The 17,942-nt window shown below is 70.4% G+C and carries 13 protein-coding genes; 9 read left to right on the top strand and 4 right to left on the bottom strand.

Annotated features, from left to right (window positions below):
* Positions 1-281 precede the first annotated feature (281 nt).
* The 4 genes from K8Z49_RS20590 (at position 282) to fxsT (ending at position 8,823) form a co-directional block, all read left to right on the top strand.
* The gene (locus K8Z49_RS20590) at positions 282-1,946 is read left to right on the top strand and encodes an MFS transporter (RefSeq protein WP_412520340.1); all 1,665 of its coding nucleotides are present in this window, start codon (positions 282-284) and stop codon (positions 1,944-1,946) included.
* Between the two features lie 178 nt (positions 1,947-2,124).
* Positions 2,125-3,603 (top strand): effector-associated domain 2-containing protein, encoded by a 1,479-nt coding sequence (locus tag K8Z49_RS20585; RefSeq protein ID WP_021593017.1) that lies wholly within the window; start codon positions 2,125-2,127, stop codon positions 3,601-3,603.
* Between the two features lie 25 nt (positions 3,604-3,628).
* A complete protein-coding gene (locus K8Z49_RS20580) occupies positions 3,629-4,645 on the top strand; it encodes an AAA family ATPase (protein ID WP_412520338.1) in 1,017 nt (338 codons plus the stop codon).
* Positions 4,642-8,823: an FxSxx-COOH system tetratricopeptide repeat protein gene (gene fxsT, locus K8Z49_RS20575; protein ID WP_412520336.1), complete on the top strand. Its 4,182-nt coding sequence runs from the start codon at positions 4,642-4,644 to the stop codon at positions 8,821-8,823. Before K8Z49_RS20580 ends, fxsT begins: the two co-directional genes overlap by 4 nt.
* Positions 8,824-8,833: 10 nt before the next feature.
* Here fxsT and K8Z49_RS20570 read toward each other — a convergent pair whose 3' ends face one another.
* Complete coding sequence (locus K8Z49_RS20570) at positions 8,834-9,958, bottom strand: FxsB family cyclophane-forming radical SAM/SPASM peptide maturase (protein ID WP_412520334.1); 1,125 nt, start codon at positions 9,956-9,958, stop codon at positions 8,834-8,836.
* Between the two features lie 113 nt (positions 9,959-10,071).
* Positions 10,072-10,458, bottom strand: coding sequence for a hypothetical protein (locus K8Z49_RS20565; protein ID WP_412520332.1), 387 nt, complete (start codon positions 10,456-10,458; stop codon positions 10,072-10,074).
* Between the two features lie 319 nt (positions 10,459-10,777).
* Here K8Z49_RS20565 and K8Z49_RS20560 point away from each other — a divergent pair, with 319 nt between their 5' ends.
* Positions 10,778-11,743 (top strand): effector-associated domain 2-containing protein, encoded by a 966-nt coding sequence (locus tag K8Z49_RS20560; RefSeq protein ID WP_143118359.1) that lies wholly within the window; start codon positions 10,778-10,780, stop codon positions 11,741-11,743.
* Here K8Z49_RS20560 and K8Z49_RS20555 read toward each other — a convergent pair.
* Entirely contained in the window at positions 11,730-12,167 is a 438-nt protein-coding gene (locus tag K8Z49_RS20555) for a nuclear transport factor 2 family protein (RefSeq protein WP_412520330.1), read from the bottom strand. The genes K8Z49_RS20560 and K8Z49_RS20555 overlap by 14 nt on opposite strands.
* A 39-nt stretch (positions 12,168-12,206) precedes the next feature.
* Positions 12,207-13,070 (bottom strand): TIGR03619 family F420-dependent LLM class oxidoreductase, encoded by an 864-nt coding sequence (locus K8Z49_RS20550; RefSeq protein WP_075020775.1) that lies wholly within the window; start codon positions 13,068-13,070, stop codon positions 12,207-12,209.
* A 61-nt stretch (positions 13,071-13,131) separates the two neighbouring features.
* Between K8Z49_RS20550 and K8Z49_RS20545 the strand changes: the two genes are divergently transcribed.
* From K8Z49_RS20545 to K8Z49_RS20530, 4 genes are all read left to right on the top strand, one after another.
* Positions 13,132-13,959 carry a Crp/Fnr family transcriptional regulator gene (locus tag K8Z49_RS20545; RefSeq protein WP_412520328.1) on the top strand — a complete coding sequence of 276 codons (828 nt, stop codon included), beginning with the start codon at positions 13,132-13,134 and terminating at the stop codon, positions 13,957-13,959.
* A gap of 941 nt (positions 13,960-14,900) precedes the next feature.
* Positions 14,901-15,770 (top strand): SDR family NAD(P)-dependent oxidoreductase, encoded by an 870-nt coding sequence (locus K8Z49_RS20540; RefSeq protein ID WP_111830215.1) that lies wholly within the window; start codon positions 14,901-14,903, stop codon positions 15,768-15,770.
* An 11-nt stretch (positions 15,771-15,781) separates the two neighbouring features.
* On the top strand, positions 15,782-16,606 hold the full coding sequence (locus K8Z49_RS20535; protein WP_081842280.1) for an EI24 domain-containing protein: 825 nt from the start codon (positions 15,782-15,784) through the stop codon (positions 16,604-16,606).
* A 75-nt stretch (positions 16,607-16,681) separates the two neighbouring features.
* Positions 16,682-17,902, top strand: coding sequence for a hypothetical protein (locus K8Z49_RS20530; RefSeq protein WP_111830214.1), 1,221 nt, complete (start codon positions 16,682-16,684; stop codon positions 17,900-17,902).
* Positions 17,903-17,942 lie beyond the last annotated feature (40 nt).

Here is a 17,942-nt window from a genome sequence, read left to right as displayed (position 1 = left end):
TTGCTCGGCGACCGGTGAACACCTGGAGCAGCGGCCACCGCAGTCATCTCCTGACAGGACATGACTGCTGTAAAGCCGCCATTCGTGACGTCCCTCGGTCGCTTTTGCGGAAGCATGGGAATCCCGAGGAGATGATGTGGATCTTGCTTGGGTAATGTGCCTATGAGGGTATCAAGGCACATGTCTGTCTGGTTTGGGCCCTTCTCTCCCGCATGGGTGCGGCGTCTGCTTGGCGGCTGTATGGGGGCGCAGATTTACACGAATGCTAGGGAGTGTAATCGGTGCCCAAGACTCCATCTCGCCTTGGCGCCAGGTTGGGCGGTCTGGCGAGACGGCAGTTCCGGGTAAAGATCAGAATTAGCCGGGATTTTGCCATTATATCGAGCGTTTCCGCGGTCTCGCAACTCGGCTCGATGAGTGTGGCGGTCGCCGGCCCCCTGCTCGCTCTCTCCCTTACGGGATCTCCGGTCGTGGCCGGATGCGTCACCGCCGCGAGTGTGCTGCCAGAGCTCGTGCTCCATGTCCCGGCAGGGCTGCTGGTCGACCGTTGGAATCGCCGTAGAGTGATGTGGTGCAGCCAGGCGGTACGCATGGTCTTCGCGATCGTCACGTGCCTTTCTCTGGCCTTTTTCGACTCGGTCTCGATCCTGATTCTGATGGCGTTGGTAGATGCTTCGTGCGCGGTATTCTATGAGGTAGCGGAGATTGCGGCTGTTCCTGATCTCGTCTCCAAGAGTTCGGTGAACGCGGCAATTGGCAGCAATGAGGCCAAGCTTAACGCCTCGATGCTTCTAGGGCGCCCGCTGGGCGGCGCGATGCTCGCTGTCAACCCGTTGATGCCCTGGGTCGCGTCCGCCTGTACATCGCTGTTCCCGGTGGTCGGGCTACTCCTCGTCGGGCTGCCGAAACGTCGAAAACCCCGTGCGCGTCTGAAAGCACCGGAACTTCGGCTACCTGTACGTCGGGCGGTGCAGCGTGAGCATATCCCCGTTTCCCTGGAGAAGGGCGGCGGAGCCCGAGACGCCGGCGATCACAGGTCAGAGGTACTCGTCCTGACGCTTCGAGATGCTCTGTCGCGATTTTTCCTGGCACTTCGGGGAGTGCTGAGGCAACTCGCCCGCGACCCCTTCTCCCGCGCGGTTCTCGTAGTCTGCGTACTCGCGAACTTTCTCTTCCAGGTCATCGTACTTCTGCAAATCTATGTTGCCGCGCAACAGAGTATGCCTACCTATTTGATCGGTCTGATGCTTTCTTTCTCCGGCATCGGAGGCTTTGTCGGTGCGGTAGTCTCTCCCTGGATCCTTCGCAGCAGACCTCCTTCCGTATCGATGTTGCTGTGCATAGTGGCTTGGGTTCCCCTGGTCTGGGTGGCCGCCAACCTCCGGAACCCTTTGATCGGGTTGGCCGCATGGGGATTGTGCAGTGCGGTCGGGGCGCATATCAACGTTGCACTCAGGGCCCATCAGGTTAAGATCTTCCCCAACGGGCAACTTGGCCGGATCATCGGCATCACCCGCTTCCTGAGCGTCGGAGCGGTGGCGCTAGGTGCATTCAGTGGTGGCTGGATCATCCATACGGTGGGCGTGTACAAGACCGCGATCATCGTTGTCACCGTATTCACCGCCATCGTGATCTTGTTCACCGTCGTCTTCCAATCCAAGGTCCTCTTCGAACACTTCCCCAAAGTGATCAAGGTGGTCGCCGACCGGGTGGTGCGCCTCCTTTCTGCTTCGCTTGCGATCGTCGCCTATATCGCCGTCCTGGGGAGCTTCCTCGCCGGCGCGGGCCGGAGGATGTGGAGAGCGCCCGCACGGGTGTGTCGCAGGACGGCCGTGGCTGTACGGCAAGAGATGGCTGCCTCTCCCGTGGGACTGGAAACGCGGGGGGAGCCGGAGCCCTTGAGCAACGCCTCGGCGAACTACTCGGCGCCTGTGGGGCGCGGGTGACCGTCCGGCAGTGGGGTGGCCGCTAGGACCGGCCGACCCGATCGTGGTCGGAGTGTGTCCTAGGACGCAGTATTCGTCGGTTCCGTGCGTCATAGTGTGGCGGTTGGTTTTCGGCACCCACCGAGCGATCGGTGTGCGACCGTCCGTTGTGTGCGGGCCGGGGCGGAGGCTCAACGCGGTGATCACGTCGCTGAACGTCGACGATCAGCATCGGCTCGTCGAGGCGATCCTGCGGATCGAGACGATGAGCGTCCGGCGAGAGCGCGCCATTCATGTGGCGGCGTTGGAGCGCGACCTCGGACACCATCTGCATTACGTTCACCACGACAAGGAACTGCTCGATGTGTGGGCGCTGGTCGAGGCGCTTCTCAAGCATCCGGGGGCACCGCAGGGCCTTCTCCGGATCTTGAAGACCTTCTATCCGAGCAGCCTGTCGGTGCGCGCGCTGGATGAGCTCGTCGGCGAGCTGCTTCCCGACCCGTGGCTCGGGCGGGTCGACCGGCGTGAACTGCACGAGTTGATCACGTCGCTGGAGCAGACCGACCCCGGTCTCGCGCATCTGGGCAGGTTCCCGATGCTCTACCGGCGGGCCGTCGGGCCGGCTTGGCCCGAGCTGGACCGCGAGATCCGCAGCCTGCACGACGTCGTCGCACTGCTGGAGGAGATGCCCGCCGGTGACGACGATGTACCGCCGCTGCTGGCGTTCGTCGACGACCTGGCGGAGCACGCCGGCTATCCGACGGCGCACGCCTTCCGGGGCTGGGTGCGCCGCCAGGTGGAGGCGCAAGGCCTGGACGGCGTGCTCTTCCAGCGCCGCCGGGCGTCGCTGACGGCGAGGTCCGAGCCGGAGCCCTCCGAGAACTACCTGATCATCGGATGCACCCCCGACGCGCTGGAACCGGACCGGTACCTCGTCACCGCGTGGCTCCAGGTGGACCGCGAGCCCGGCAGCACCTTGCAGTGCAGCGATGAGGCGCTGCCGCTCAGCAGGATCCCCGAACTGCTGGAACGGCTGCTCACCTCGGACAGCCTGGTGGTGAACCGGAGCAACCCCGAGCTCACGATCGAGTTCATCCTGCCGCGACCCCTCCTCGACCATCCGTTCGAGCAGTCCAGGATCAACATCGCGGGGTTCGAGCACCGTATCGGGATCCGGTACCCGGTCGTCGTGCGCAGTCTGGACCGGATGCGCCTGGCGGCGGTCCACCCCGACTGGCGGCACAAATGGGGCTGGCTGTCGGAGAACTCGGTCGACGCTCCGGTCTGCCTGGTGAGCCGACGTGGCGAGTGCGACAGGGAGGAGCTCTTCTCCAAGCTGTCGACGGCCTCCACGGCCGTACTCGCGCTGGCCTTTCCGCCCTGGGGCGACGCGAGCGACGAGCCGGACGAGCACTGGGTCGGGCTGCTGGCCGGCGTTCCCGTCGTCGCCTGGTGCCGGGACGGGCGCGATCCCGCCCGGTTCGCCAGGGAGGTCAAGGAGCTGCTGGCGGCGGACCTGATGAAGCTGCCGCGCCGGACGAGGGAACTCCGGCGGCAGGCCCTGGCCGGTGGACCCGACGGCGCCGGAGCCGGCCATCTCGGCCTGCATCTGACCCTCCTGTTCGACGATGCCGAGCGCGTTCCCGAGCCGTACGTGCAGTTACGACCGCCCGCATAGCACCGTCTCCCGGAAGGCGTCCACCATGACAGAAGCAGAGACCAGAGGCCTGGACGGTGACTGGCGCGTCTACCGGGGCGACAGCCGGCCGCACGAGCGGGTGCGGCGGCTCCCGCCGCCCCCGCCCTGGCGCCGGTTCAGCCACGACGGGGCGGAGGAGCGCCTGCAGCGGGACCTCCAGCAGGCGATCGCCTACCGTCCGGACGAGTCGGTGGTCGACCGGGTGAACGCCGCCATCCTGCTGCGGCGCCCGCTGCTGGTGACGGGCAAGCCGGGGTCGGGCAAGTCCACCCTTGCCAAGAACGTCGCGTACGAGCTGGGTCTCGGCCGCGTCCTGTCCTGGTCGATCACCAGCAACACCACGCTCAAGGAGGGGCTCTACGACTACGACGCGATCGGCCGCCTCCACGAGACCAGCCTGCGCGGCATGGGCGACCGGGCGGACGCGGCCGAGCCGCCGGACATCGGCCGCTACATCCGCCTCGGCCCGCTCGGCACCGCGCTCCTGCCCGGCGATCTGCCCCGCGTCCTGCTCATCGACGAGCTGGACAAGAGCAACATCGACCTGCCGAACGACCTGCTCAACGTGTTCGAGGAGGGCCGGTTCACCATCCTGGAACTGCAGCGGCTGCCCGATGAGCAGTCGCGCATCCATGTGATGACGGCGGACGGCGGTCCCCGGGTGCCGATCGACCGCGGCGAGGTGAGGTGCGGCAACTTCCCCATCGTCATCATCACCAGCAACGGCGAGCGCGAGTTCCCGCCCGCCTTCCTGCGCCGGTGCATCCGGGTGACGATCGAGCCGGCCGGCCGGGACCGGCTCGCGGAGATCATCGAGGCGCATCTCGGCGCGGACGCCAGGGCGATGAGCGACGGGCTCATCGAGGACTTCCTCGCCCGCCGGGCGGACGGGGCGCTCGCCACCGACCAGCTCCTCAACGCCGTCTACCTCGCGACCTCCGGGAGCAGGCCGCCCGAGGGCAAGCTGGAGCAGCTCCTCGACACCGTCCTCCGCCCGATCGAGAGGCCTGGCGCGGGATGATCGGGCGGCTCGTCGAGGCCCTCCAGGCGCTCGACCCGGAGCCCACGCCGGGTGAGCTGGCGGACGCGCTGTGGCTCGCCGACTGGTTCCGGACGCACGAGGGCGGGACCCACCTGGCGGCGGGAGACTCCGGTGAGCCGGACAGGAGCGGCCCCCTCGATCAGAGGCCGCCGTCCGCCCGGCCGCCCGACCCGCCCGCGGCGCCCGAGCGCGAGCCTCCGGTGGGGCAGGCGCCGGAGGCCGGGCTCTACCTGGCCGACCGGGAGGTGCCGGCGACCGCGTTCCCCGTCCGCATGCCCGCGATGCCCGCGATCTCGGGCCCGCTGGCCCTGTCCCGCGCCCTGCGCCCGCTGCGCGCGACCGTCCCGTCGCTGACGCGTAAGCATCTCGATGAGGCGGCGACGGCGGAGCGCATCGCCGAGACCGGCGTGTGCGAGCCCGTCATGGTCGCGGCGCAGGAACGCCGGCACGACCTCGACCTGGTCGCGGACGTCGGACCCTCGATGGTCGTGTGGCGGCAGACGGTCGAGGAACTGGGGCTGCTGCTGCAGCAACTCGGCGCGTTCCGTGACATGAGGACGTGGTATCTGGACACCGGCGCGCGCGGGCTGTCCCTGCGGACCGGATCGGTCTTCGAGGCCGGCGCGGAACGCGACCCCGACGAGCTGGTCGACCCGACGCGCCGGCGGCTCGTCCTGGTCGTCAGCGACTGCATCGGTGCGGCGTGGAAGAACGGCCGCGCCGCGGAGCTGCTCGACCGGTGGGGCCGTTCCGGAACCGTCGCGATCGTCCAGCCGCTTCCCCAGCGCCTGTGGTGGCGGACCGCGGCGGCCATCGAGCCGGTGCGGTTCGACGCGTCCGGGCCCGGGGTGGCCAACGAGCAGCTCGCCGTCACGCGGACGCAGCTCCAACTGCCCGACGACCGCCCCCAGGGCATCCCGATTCCGGTGGTCGAGCTGAGCGAGCGATGGCTGCGCTCCTGGGCGGACATGGTCGCGCGTGGTGGACGGGACGTCATGGGCGCCGCCCTGTTCACCGGGCGTCCGGCGGCACCCCGGCCGCCCGTGGAGATCGTCACCGACCTGTCGCCCGAGACGCGGGTCAAGCAGTTCCGCGCCTCCTCGTCGCCGACGGCGTTCAAGCTCGCGACGTTCCTCGCCGCGGCACCGCTGCGGCTGCCCGTGATGCGCCTCGTCCAGCGGGCGATGCTGCCCACCTCGACGTCGGCCGACCTGGCGGAGGTGTTCCTCAGCGGCCTGCTGCGGATGGTGAGTCGTCCGGACGACGGTGGCGACGACGAGATCGCCTACGAGTTCCACGACGGGGTCCGGGAAGTACTGCTGAGAGGCCTGCGCCGTCGCGAGGTGCACCAGGTGCTGCGTGCGGTGTGGGATGTCGTCCGGGACCGCATCGGCTCCTCGCTGGACTTCCCCGCGTTCCTCGCCGCGGTGGGCCGCGGGGAGGTGCAGCTTCCGCCCGATCTGCCGTTCGCGCAGGTGGCGGCCCAGGCACTCATGGGGCTCGGCGGCCCGTACCGCGAGATGGCGAAGCAGCTGAAGAGCAACGGCGCCGCCGCTCCCGGCGCGTTCCCGGGCGCGGAGGCGCCGGAGACACCGGGCGCGGGTCCCACGACGACCTCCTTCGCGGAATCGGTCGCTCCCGCGAGGAGCACCGAGCCCCCGCCGGTGCCGCGCAGCGGGTTGCCGGGACGCAATCCCGACTTCATCGGACGTGACCGGCTTCTCGCCGCGGTCCGGACGGCGCTGCTCGACGGGATGGCGGCCCTGCTCCCGCGGTCGGAGCTGGGCATGGGCGGAGAGGGCAAGTCCAACCTCGCGGTCGAGTACGCCTACCGGCACGCCGACGACTACGACCTGGTGTGGTGGGTTCCCGCCGACCAGACCACCTCGGCGCGGGCGGCGCTGGCCCAGCTGGCGCGGCAGCTCGGCATCCCGAGGAGCGACGACATGAGGAGCACCGCGGAGGGTGTCCTGCACGCTCTGCGCACCGGGAGGCCCTACGACCGCTGGTTGCTCATCTATGACAACGCGTGGAATCCCGACGAGGTCCTTCCGCTGACGCCGCTGTCGGTCGACGGGCCGGCACTCGGGCCCGGGCGCCACGTCCTGGTGACCTCGCGCGACCGCGGCTGGGAGCGGCACGCGGCCGTGGTCGACGTCGACGTCTTCGAGCGGCCGGAGAGCATCGCCCTGCTGCGGCGGCTGGTGCCGCACCTGTCGGACGCCGAGGCCGACATGCTCTCCGAACGCGTGGGCGACCTGCCCCTGGCCGTGCATCAGGCGGCGGCGTGGCAGGTCGTCACCGGCGGAACCGTCGAGGATTACCTGCGGCTCTTCGACGAGCGGCTGGCCGAGCCCGCCGCGGCCGGCCCCGACGGCGGCGCTCTGCCGGGACCGCTGGCGGCGGCCGTCAGCCTGAACCTCGACCGGCTCCGGGACGAGGACGCCGTGACCGCTCTCGTGCTCGATCTGTGGTCCGTCTTCGATCCCGAGCCGGTGTCCTGCGCGTTGCTGGCGGCCGGAGGCTCCGCCGCGCTGCCGCCCGAGTTGGCGGAGGTCCTGGCCGACGAGGCACGGCTCCGCGACGCCATGCGGAACATCTCCCGGTTCTCCCTCGCGCGCTTCGACGAGGAGTCGGGCACCCTCCAGGTCCACCGGCTGGTCCGGGCGATCCTCAACCAACGGCTCCCAGAGGACGTCCGTGCGCAGGCCAGGGGACATGTACACGCGATACTGATCGCCGCCACTCCGGAAGAGGAACCGGATGTGGAGTCGACCTGGGAGCGTCGCGAGGAGATCAGGCCGCACATCCTCCCGGCGCGCGTCTTCGACGCGGACGCCCCCGACGTCCAGAGGTTGGGGATCGACCAGGCGCAGTACCAGTACCAGGCGGGGGAGTACGAGGGCAGCCGGCGCCTGGCGGAGATCGCGCTGGACCGGTGGCGGCCCCGGTACGGCCCCGACGAGGACGCGGTGCTGGACATCTCCCGCGTGCTGGCGAACGCGCTGCGCGCCCTCGGCGACAACCGGACGGCCGCCGATCTCAGTGAGGACAACCTCGCGCGGACCCGCCGGAAGTTCGGCACCGACCACATCCAGACACTGTTCGCCGCCACCGGGTTCGGAGCCGACCTGCGCTTCCGCGGCGACTTCCGCAGGGCGTACGAGGTCGATTTCGACGCCTGGAAGCGGATGCGCCTGGTCAGGGGGGTCGATGGCGCCGACACCCAGCTCGCCGCAAGCAACCTCACACTCGATCTGAGGATTTTGGGTGAGTTCCAAGAGGCGCACGACATCGACCACGATGTCTGGCGGCGACAGTCAGAACACGGCCAGACCTACCGGCAGCGGTTCCGCGCCACCCAGAACCTTGCGCGGGACCTGCACGCGCTCGGACGGTACGCCGAAGCCTGTGACATGCAGGCCGAAAGTCTGGCCACCCTCCAACCGGCCCTCGCCCCGAGGCACGCGACAGTGCTTCAGGCGAAGATGAGTCACGTGGGCACGTTGCGGAAGCTCGGACGCTTCCAGGAGGCGCAACGCCTGGCCACCGAGACGTTCGCCGCCTATGTCCGGCGGTTCGGTGAGGAGCACCCCAACACGCTGGCCAGCAAGGTCTGCCTGGCGCTCGCGACCAGCGCGGTCGGCCGTCCCGCCGACGCGTTGCCGCTCATCGACGAGGCGCTGGAGAGTTACCGCCGGGTGATGGGAGAGGACCACCCGTTCGTTCTCGTGTGCGCCATCGACCGGGGCGTGGTGCTGCGACGGCTGGCGGAGGCGTACGCGGCTCAGGAAAGCGACCAGGCCGCGCTGGCGCACCTCGAATCGGGAGTTCTCGGGCCGAACCACTTCTACGCCCTGTGCGCCAGGGCGGGCCTGGCCAACGACTACTACCTGCTCGGCGAAATGGACGCCGCGGTCCGCCTGCTGGGCGACGTCCGCCAGAAGCTGGTCGGCTCCCTCGGCGAGCGGCATCCGTATTCGCTCGCCGTCGGCCTCAATCTGGAACGGGTCCGCGCCACCGTGGGCGAAGGGGAGCACGACGTCGACGGCGTCCTGGCGGCGCTGGCGCGGGTGCTCGGCCGGGACCATCCCGAGGTGCGGGCCGCCGAGGGCGGCATGCTGCTCGAATGCGACATCGAGCCCACCCCCCTGTGAGCCGGCGGATTCAGCCGCTCCGGGCGGGCTGGGCGAGTGCGAGATCGCGCTGGACGGTCCGGCCGATGTGGCTGATCAGTTCCAGCAGGTCAGGGCAATACACGGACGGGTTGAGGTAGCCGCTGCCCTCCCGGTAGCGATGGGTGTAGCCCCCACCGCCGCAGATGTCACGTACCGCGCACCCCTGGCAGGTGGCCGACAGCGCCGCCCGCCCGATCTGGCGCGCGACCACGCCGGGATGCAGCAGCGCGTCGTCGAAACGGTGGTCGAACACGGTGAGGCCGGTCTCGGGGGCCCCGGCGTAGGAGACCTTCAGCGTGTCGACCTGCTGGAGCGTCCCGTCGGTGTCGACGACGAGCATCGCGACCGGGGAGAGCCCGATGTTCTCGCTCCGGCTCTGCCCGCCGAGCAGCAGGTTGATGATCTCGTCGAACAGCCGGACGCTCGTTTCCTTGCGGGGCGCGTGGTACCAGCGGTCGAATACCGCGATGAGCCAGTCGGCATAGGGCGTGCCGCCTCTTTCGACGGGACGCCGGGGCGGCGGAGCCTGCCAGGTTCCGTGCGGGAGCAGGAAGTCCATGCCCGGTGGCCGTGTCTCCAGCAGGGCCTCGTACGTCCGGATCGGATCGTTGTCGAGGTCCACCGTGCAGAGCAGCCCCTGGTAGAGGTGCCGGTACGAGCCGACCAACCGGTTCAGCCCGCGCATGACGTCCGCATGGCTTCCGCGCCCGTTGGCGCGGCGCCGATGCCGGTCGTGGCCTTCGCGGTCGCCGTCGAGGCTGACCGACACGCCCACGTCGTGCTCGTCCAGCATCGCCAGCATCGCGTCGGTGAGCAGCACCCCGTTCGTCTGGGTGCACACCTCGACCTCGCAGGTGGACGGCATCGCCGTACGGAACACCGTGACGGCCTCGGCGAGAGCCGCTCGTCCCGCCAGCAGCGGCTCGCCCCCGTGGAGGACGACCGTCACCGTGGTGAGCGCGTGTTCGCGGGCGTGCTCGGCCAGTCGGGCGGCCGTGGCGGCGATCACCTCGGACGACATCGCGGCGGGACGCGTCCGCCACGACTGGTCCTCGGCCTCATAGATGTAGCAGTAGTCGCAGGCCAGGTTGCAGCGGCCGTGGACCTTGAGCACGACCTCCGAGATGGGCGCGGGCCGCCATCCACCGTCCTGCAGTGAGGCGATGTCAAGTCCGTGAAACGGCCATTCGCCCGACTCGGTTTCTGACATCAGTGGCGGTCGCCGAGTCAGGAAAACAGGGGATGGTCCCAGGCGAGGGGCGGCGCCGGGTGATGGTCAGGCGTTGACGCGCTGCCCTGAGCGCCCGGCATGGCGATCACGGGGCGCCCTGGCGTGGTTCCCTGTCCTTTGGGCATCACTACTTTGTTTTCGAACCGGGCCGTCACGCGGCCGGGGTCGCGGCGCTGGGTCGCGGCGGCCGGGACGGCGATGGCGAGGACGGTTCCGGCGGGCAGGTTCGCCGCGTCCAGTTCGGAGAGCGCGGGAGGGCTCCCGATAAAGGGGGCCGTGTGAATTTCGGGCTTTGACGCGTTGGCTTGAGTGGCCGCCACGGCCGCCTCCCCCTCTTGTTCCGCAAGCGTATGGGTGTCGTCGGGATTCTTCTGCCGAGTCAAGGGTCACCAGCGTAACGCCGTGATCCTTGAGGATCATATTGACCGGAGAGCCGCGTGGGACGAGGAAACGACAGAGACACGCCGAGGTTCTTCATCGTGATCGTCCCCCGGGACGGCGGCCGGCCGCCGTTGGGGGCGTTGGGGTGCTCCCGGCATCGTTAATGCGGCGGCGTTGGCGGGCCTGTGACGGGTGACGCATTTTCCTTGCCGAGGTTGCAGGAAGGTTGCACAGTGGGAATCGCAGCGACCCATCGGTGAGGTGCCCGTGACGGAGACTGTGCGACCGGCCTCGGAGGGATGGCGGCCGGCAGGGATGTGCGTGTTCCTCGTGTGCGACATCGCCGGGTTCAGCGGCGCGGAGCGCGTCGATCCGGTGCGGGTGCGGGTCCGGAAGGCGATGTACGACGGGCTTGAGCTGAGCCTGGCGGACGCCGGGGTCCGCATGGACGACTGCCACCACGAGGACCGCGGGGACGGGGTGATGGTCGTCCTCCCGCCGAGTGTCGGCACGGAGGTGCTGCTGACGACGGTGGTCGAGCGGCTGCGGGCGGAGGTGCGGCATCACAACGCGGGGGCGAACGAGGCCGCGCGGATGCGGCTGCGGGTGGCGGTCAACGTGGGGGAGGCCGAGGCGGACGGGCACGGCATCGTCAGCACGGCGCTGACTCACGCGTTCCGGCTGCTGGACGCGGCCCAGCTGAAGGAGGCGGTGGCCGCGGCGGAGACCGGGATCGCGGTGATCGTCTCGCGGCGGGTGTACGACGACGTGGTGAGCCACGGGCGGGGGCTCGTCGATCCGGGCGACTACTACCCCGTCCAGGTGCGGGTGAAGGAGACCGCCGACGACGCGTGGATCATGGTGCCGGGGGTGCGGCCCGGGGATGCCGCGGTTCCGGCCGTGCCCGAGAAGAACGAGGTGGAGAAAGACGGCGGTGTGCCGGAGCCTTGGGAACTGCCGGCGATGGTGGAGGAGCTTCCGCCCGCGTCGATGTTCCGCATCGTGGACGAGCTGCTGAAGATCCCCCGGCTCCGCGCCGAGCGGGGGCGCGACCAGGTGGTCGGCGCGCTGTCGCTGGAGATCGCCGGGGCGATACCCCGGTCCGGGGAGGCGCGGGCCGACCTGTTCGCCATCGTGCAGACGTGCCTGGACTATCCGGGCGGGTTGCAGCAGTTCCTCCAGGCCGTCAAGGGGTTCGTGGGCGAGTCGATGGCGGTGCGCCGCACAGAGCGGACGATCGCCCAGGCCCTGCTGCCGCCGGGTGACGACTCGCCTATGCCTTGGTGACCGTGGCCATGGCCCGGTCGGGTTCCCAGTGGGCGCGCAGGGACGTGATGAGGCCGCCGTCGTCCACCGTGTAGATGAGCACGCAGTCGATGGTCATCGTGGCGCCGTCGTGGGTCGTGGTGGTGATGGTCGCGACGTTCGCGCAGCACGGTCCGTTGGCGAAGGAGTCGGCGATGGCGAAGCGGAAGCCGGCGATCGTGGAGATGAAGCCGTCCCAGAAGGCCTCGGTGCCCTCCCGGCCCCGGTGGCCCTTTCCCGACGGGTCGAGGAAGGACGGGCCGACCGGGTCCTCGATCAGGGCCTCGGGGGCGAAGAGGTCCAGCCAGTCGGCCTTGCGTCCCTCGGAGACGGCGGTCATGGAGGCGCGGGCGGCGCGGCGGGCCGGGTGGTCGGAGTCCGGGGCGTCCCAGGTGATGGCGTCCATGCGCCGGACTGTAACGTGTTCTCGTTTCCCCGTCGAGGCTCAGCCGGCCTTGGCGATGACGGTCTCGGCGTACCGTTCGAGGTTCTCGATCTTCTTGGCGAGCGGCTCGGTGTCGGGCTCCCTGGTGTAGGGCACCCGGAAGCCGACGATGACGTCGGTGACGCCCTTGTCCTCCAGCCGCTTGACACCGTCGGGCGTGTAGGCGTCCATCGAGATGACGTGGATCTCGAAGGGGCCGTCCGCCTTCCCCTCGGCCTCCCGGATCTGGTTCAGCCTGACCAGGAGGGCGTCCAGATCGTCGCCGCCCGCGTGCATCCAGCCGTCCCCGCGCACCACGGCCCGGCGCAGCGCCGGCTCGCTGTGCCCGCCGACCAGGATCGGGAACGGCGCCGCCGGATTGATCTTGATCGCCGGGATGTCGTAGTGCTCGCCGTGGAACTCGAAGTACTCGCCGCCGCTCAGGCCGCGCACGATGTCGATGGCCTCGTCCATCCGCTTCCCGCGCCGCTCCCACGGGACGCCCATGACCTCGAAGTCCTCGCGCCATGGGCTGACCCCGACGCCAAACCCGAGGCGCCCGTTCGTCAGGCACGCGACCGAGGTGGCCTGCTTGGCCACCAGGACGGGCGGGCGGACCGGCAGCTTGAGGACGAACGGGGTGAACCGGAGCGTGCTGGTGACCGCCCCCATGGCCGCGATCAGCGTGAACGTCTCGATGAAGGGCTTGTTCTCCAGGAACTCCCGGTTCCCGTCGGGGGTGTACGGATACACCGAGTCCGACTCCTTCGGATAGACCAGCGAGTCGGCGACCGACATGCTCGTGTAGCCCGCCTCCTCGGCCGCCCTGGCCAGCGGCAGGTAGAAGGACGGATCGGTCATGGCCTCGGCGTAGGTGAACCTCATGGCCCGAATACTAGAACGCGTTCCAGTTCCATGCCAGACCGCCCGGGCGCATCATGTGGTCGTGGATGTCTCGGAACGGACCTGGGAGCTGCTCGTCGCGGCGGGCGCGGAGCGGAGGTTCGGTGCGGGGGACGTCCTGCTTCGCCAGGGTGACCCTGCGACCCATGTCCTTCTTCTGACGGCGGGCCGCGTCAAAGCGCTGATGACGCTCCCGGACGGCCAGGTGCTGCTCCTCGCCGTGCGAGGGCCCGGTGAGCTGCTCGGGGAGATCGCCGTGCTCGGCGGAGGCGACCGGTCGGCGACGGTCATCGCGGTCGACCCATGCGTCACCAGCGCGCTTCCCGCCGACCGCTTCCGTGCGCTGCTGCACTCGGCCGGGGCGGCGGACGAGCTGCTCCGGCGGGCGATGCGGCGCCTGCGCGAGGGGGAGGCGTGGCGTGCCGAGACGGCGGCGCTGCCCGCCGGGCCCCGCGTCGTCCGGGCGCTGCTCCGGCTCGCCGTGCCCCGCGGGGGCGAGCCGCTCGGCGTGGGCCTCGGCCAGCAGGAGATCGGCCAGGCGGTCGGCCTCTCCCGCGGTGTCGTCGCCGCCGAGCTGGCGCGCCTGCGTGAACTCGGCGTCGTCTCGACCGAACGCGGGCGCACGATCATGAAACGGCGATGCTGGACGTCCCGCTGCGCCGCCAGGTCGCCGAGGTCTTCGCAGACCTGGCCGCCGAGAACGGGGCGGCCGGGAAGATCCTGCAGACGGCGCAGGCGTGGGCTCGCCGGGAGGAGGCCGACCTCGCCTACGTGGCGCTGGCCCGGACGTGCCTGCACCCGGTCGTCGGCGGGCGGGTCCGGACGGGGCTGTACGAGTGGTCGCGGGAGCGGAGGGCAGCGCAGACCCTGAAGCTGACGATCGTCCGAGTCGGGCAGGTGCTCGGGGAGACGTATCCGTCGATTGCGATGACCCGGCTGAAGCACCTGGCGACGTTCGGCAACGCCCAGGTGCGCGACGAGGTGGCCGAGGCGGCCGGCGGGCTGGCGCGGGTCCACCGCCGCGAGGTCTTCGAGGCGGCGCTGGAGTGGTGCGAGGCGGCGGTCCGATGCTCGTCCGAGAGGGACGGGGCCGGGCTCGCGGGCGTGGCGTTGCGGGTTCTGGTCGACCTGGTGAGGGGAGGCCCGGACGGTGCCGGCCCGCTCCGGCTGCGCGCCGTCCTGGACGCCGTCGGGAACCTCGCGGCGGAGGGCGGCAGGTTCGGTCCCCTCGCGATGGGCGCGGCGGAGACGCTGGCCGCCGAGTACCCCGCGGAGGTTGTTCGCGCTGCCCTCGGCTGGGTCAACGACGTCCACGACGACCCGTTCGGCCGTACTCCGGAGCGGGCTCGTTTCGGCTCGGCACTGTTCGTCGCCCTGGCGTCCGGGCGGGACGAGCATGGGCACGCGGTGATGCTCACAGGGCCGGGTGCCGTCGACCCGGAGGACTGCGCCTTCGCCTGGCAGGTCGCGCTGGGAGAGCCTCTGGCGGGTGACCGGGGCGTCGTGGACGTGGCGGAGCTGTGGCTGGACACCGCGCTGGCGCGTCCGGACCTGCGTCCAGGCATCGTGGAGTGTCTCGTCTGGGCCGCCTACGGCGATCGTCGGCGACGGCGGCGGGCGGTCGATCTTGTACGCGCATGGAGCGAGACGCGCCGGGACGGGCGAGACGTGAGGGACGACGTCCTCGTCGAGCTGCTGCTGCCCGAGTGGCGACGCCTGCTGCTGAGGTTGCAGGTCGGCCTCCGGCGAGCGGCAGGGGGCTGACCGGGGGGTGTGTTGCCGGGGGTGGGGTGGGGGTGGTTCGGTGGGGGGATGGAGGCGCGGGTCGCGGTGGTCACTGGGGGGACGTCGGGGATCGGGAAGGAGGTCGCGCGGGGGCTGGCGCGGGCCGGGTTCCTGGTGGGGATCGTCTGCCGGAGCGAGGTGCGGGCCGCGGCCACCGTGGAGGAGCTGGCGCGGGACGTTCCCGGGGCGCGGGTCGAGACGTTCATCGGGGATCTGTCGGTGCTGATGGACGTCCAGCGCGTCGCGGCGTCGCTGGAGGAGCGGTTCGACCGGCTGGACGTGCTGGTGAACAACGCGGGCGTGCACCTCCTGCGGGCCAAGGTCAGCGCGGACGGGTACGACCGCATGATCGCGACCAACCATCTGGGGCCGTTCCTGCTGACGAACCTGCTGCTCGGGCTGCTGGAGAAGGGGGCGCCGTCGCGGGTGGTCGTCGTGGCGTCGGAGGCGCACCGGCAGTCGGACCGGCTGGACGTCGAGCGGATGGCGGAGCCCGGGGCGTACGGGGCGGCCGGGTCGCTGCGGGTCTACGGGCGGTCGAAGCTGCTCAACATCCTGTTCGCGCAGGAGCTGGCCAGGCGGATGGAGGGCAGCGGGGTCACCGTGAACGCGATGTGTCCCGGGTTCGCCGCGACCGGTCTGAGCAGGGAGATCCCGGGAAGCAAGCGGGTCGGGGCGCTGCTGTCGCGCACTCCCGTGGTGCGGACGCCGGCGCAGGGGGCGCGGATGGCGCTGCGGCTGGCGCTGGACGAGGAGTTCGAGGGGCGCAGCGGCGGCTTCCACAGTTCCACTCCGGGTGCCGGGCTGCTGCCGACGGTGGGTGCGCTGAAGGACCCGGAACTGAGGCGCGCTGTTTGGGAGCGTTCTTCCCGCCTTGTGGGGTTGCCCGCCCTATAGGGTCAGGGTGCGTGAGCCAACCGTACGTTCCCCCGCAGGAGCAGCCGCCCCGGCCGTCCGCGGTCAAGGATGTGTTCAACGGCGCCGGGTATCTGCTGCGCGGCATCGGATGGATGGCCCGGCATCCGGCACAGTGGCTGTTCGGGCTGATCCCCGCGCTGATCGTGCTGGCCGTGTACGGGACGGCGCTGGTCGTCCTGGCGTTGCAGATCGACGACCTCGCCGGATGGGTGACGGGGTTCGCGGACGGCTGGGCGGACGCGGCGCGGACGTCGGCGCGCGTCGTCGCCGGGATCGCGATCTACGGGGCGGCCCTGTTCCTCGCGGTGATCACGTTCACGGCGGTGACGCTGCTGGTCGGGGACCCGTTCTACGAGGCCATCGCGGTCCGGGTGGAGGAGTCGCAGGGCGGGGCGCCGCCGGAGCCGGACGTCCCGCTGCTGGTGCAGATCGGCCGGGCGGTCAAGGACACGCTGATCCTCGCGTTCGTCGCGCTGGCGTTCGCCGTGGTGTTCTTCGCGTGCGGGTTCCTGCCGGTGGTGGGGCAGACGGTCGTGCCGGTGGTGGCGGCGCTGGTGTCCGGGTACTTCCTGGCGGGCGAGCTGACCTCGGTCGCGCTGGAGCGGCGGGGGATGCGGCGCAAGGAGCGGTTCGCGCGGCTGAAGGCGCACCGGCCGCTGGCGGTCGGGTTCGGCGCGGCGACTGTTGTGGTGTTCCTCATTCCCCTGGGTGCGGTGCTGGCGATGCCGGGCGCGGTGGCGGGGGGCACGCTGCTCGCCAGGGAGCGCCTGGCAGAAGAGCCGGAGCCCGCCGAGGGCCTGGCGGCGCAACACTGAGGCGATAGGAAGATGTGTCCTGGTCGTGATGACCGTCCGGAAACCCATGAGTGATCTTCGCGTAACGTGTGCCGCATGTCCGATCAGGGGGAGCGCGGCGTGCGCTGGACCGACATGAGCGAGAGCGAGCCGTGGGACGGCGCGGGCGAGGCGACCGGCCCGCAGCCGGCCTCCCCCGAGCCGAAGGTGCCCGAGGTGTTCATGCCCGCTCCGGTGGGCCGCACCGACTTCTCCGGGTCCGATGACGGCAACGAGAACCTGCCCGGGGTGTGGGGTGCGGGTGGCCCCGCTCCGGCCGAGACGCCCGGCGCGGACGACGTCAAGGTGGCGCCCGTCCCCGAGGAGGAGGCCCCTCAGTGGGAGGGGTCGCTCTTCGACGAGAGCGGCGGCGACGACAGGTACGTTCCGGCCGTGCCCACCGGGTCGGGGCAGCCGGCGAAGCCCGGCAAGCCCAGCAGCGGCAACTGGCAGATGCCGGAGTGGATGGCGGACGAGGCCGCGGCCGACGCCAAGCTCGGCTCCTCGGCCAAGCCGCCGCGGGACCGGCTGGACGACGGCGGCGGCCGGTCCAGGCTCGTCCTGTTCGGCGGGGTCGGGCTGCTGGTGGTCGCGCTGCTCGCGGCCGGCGCCGTCTACTTCATGAAGAACTCCGGCGACGAGCCCGCCGACACGGGCAACGCCGACCAGCGGGCGGCCGCGGAGCAGTCGGAGGCGGCGCAGGTGAAGCTGCCGCCGGACAAGCCGCTGGCGAAGTTCGCCGGGACGCCGAGCCGGATGCTCGGGCGGGTGAACGACGAGCATTCGGGCCTGTCGTACCCGCGGATGGCGGCGCCGTGGCAGGTGCCGACCAAGAAGAACAGGCTGGGCACGCCGGGATGGTCGGGGCAGCAGATCCTCGTGACGGAGAAGCGCGGCGCGCAGCTCTGGTACGGGCAGCTGCTCACCGGCACGCTGCTGCCGAGCCTGCAGAGCGTCTACCAGGGGCCGGACAGCGTGAAGAACGTCGCCGGGGTGGTCGCGCAGGGCTACGAGGCGCAGTACTACGCGTTCCCGCACAAGTCGGCGCCGCTGGCGTCGCAGGCGCTGACCGTGGGCGGGCGTCCGGGCTGGCTGATCGCCTCGTATCTGACGTACCAGCGGGACGGGGTGCGGGCGACCGGTGAGGTCGTCGCGACCGCGGTGATCGACACCGGCCGGCCGTCGCCGGCCGTGGTGTTCGCGTCGATGCCGAACACGCACAAGCAGCGCTGGCCGGACGTCAACGCGTTCTTCGCGCAACTGAAGATCGCGGCCTGACAGACCGAATCGCGTTCTAATAAGCTGGCGCCACTCCTGC

Source organism: Actinomadura madurae (assembly GCF_047130825.1).
GTDB classification, from domain to species: Bacteria; Actinomycetota; Actinomycetes; order Streptosporangiales; family Streptosporangiaceae; genus Spirillospora; species Spirillospora madurae.
Note: the sequence above shows the minus strand (reverse complement) of the source record. Positions and strands in the feature narration are given on the sequence as shown.